General features: G+C 62.4%; 1 protein-coding gene. It reads right to left on the reverse strand.

What is annotated here, in order from left to right; all coding sequences use genetic code 11:
- Positions 1–13 precede the first annotated feature (13 nt).
- A partial coding sequence (locus KVT37_RS31605; RefSeq protein ID WP_217578931.1) for a transposase occupies positions 14–1,117 on the reverse strand: 1,104 nt, incomplete at its 5' end.

The following is a 1,117-nucleotide window of genomic DNA, read 5'->3' on the forward strand; positions in this document are numbered from 1 at the left end:
ATGGCAACTGTGTTCATGCGAATGCGATTTTGTCCCTGATGATGGCGTTGAGGACGACCAGGAGCTTCCTTGCGACGGCGATGATGGCCAGTTTCTTGGAGCCCGAGCGGGCGGCAAGGGCTGTGTAGAAAGCTTTGAAGCGGTCACAGACCCGGATGGCAGTGAGGGCTGCCATGTAGAGGGCGCGGCGCACGCGTGATCGCCCGCCCTGGATCTGGCTCTTGCGTGTGAGCTTGCCGCTCTTGTTGTCGAACGGGGCAAGGCCGACGAGCGCGGCGATCGCCTTGGGTGAGCGCTGGCCGAGCTCGGGCAGGAGCGCCAGCAGCGAGAGCGCGCCGACCTTGGAGACACCGGGCACGGAGACCATCAGCGCGTGGTCGCGAGCGGTGTCCTGGTTTTGACGAATGACTTCGGCAATCCGGCTCTCGAACGCCTTGATGCGCGTGTCGAGGTAGGCGATCGTCTCTTCCAGGTCGGCAATGACGATCTCATTGAAGGCCTCGGCGAGGTGCTTCTTCGCCGTTGCCCGCATATTGACCAGGTGGTCGCGGTGGCCGGCAAGCGATTGAAGCTGCTCGACTTCTTCGCTCGGCGCCGGCTCGGCCTCAGGGTTATAACGACGACCGTAGTCGCTCAGCATCCTGGCATCGAGAGGATCGGTCTTGGCCCGCCGTCTGGTCGACTTGGCATAGTGGTGGGTGTGCGCCGGGTTGTGCCGCGAGAACGGCACGCCGGCCTTGGCCAGCGCATGGCGCAACAATCGGTCATGCACCCCTGTCGCCTCCATGACGACGAAGTCTCGATCGGGATCGAGGCCCGCCACATAGGCCGCGATCGCGTCGGCCTGGTTGTCGATGCGCCGAAGACGGCCGCTTGTCTCATCAAAAAAGTCCAGCCACTGCTTTGAGATGTCGCAGCCGACATAGTTCTGGGCTATCATGTCCACGCCTCTTCCTGTGGTGCGGGGTCTGCTTCGAACAGCCCCGTGCAACTGTTCAGGTTGATGGTTCACCGGTGGGAAGGGACCGGGCCATGCCACGGCCTGTCCGAAAGGACGACCAGGATCCACTCGGTCTCCTTCCCACTTCAACCATACACCAGAACCAACACACAGGAT

It is taken from the genome of Mesorhizobium sp. GbtcB19 (assembly GCF_019091085.1).
In the GTDB taxonomy this organism is placed as follows: Bacteria; Pseudomonadota; Alphaproteobacteria; order Rhizobiales; family Rhizobiaceae; genus Mesorhizobium.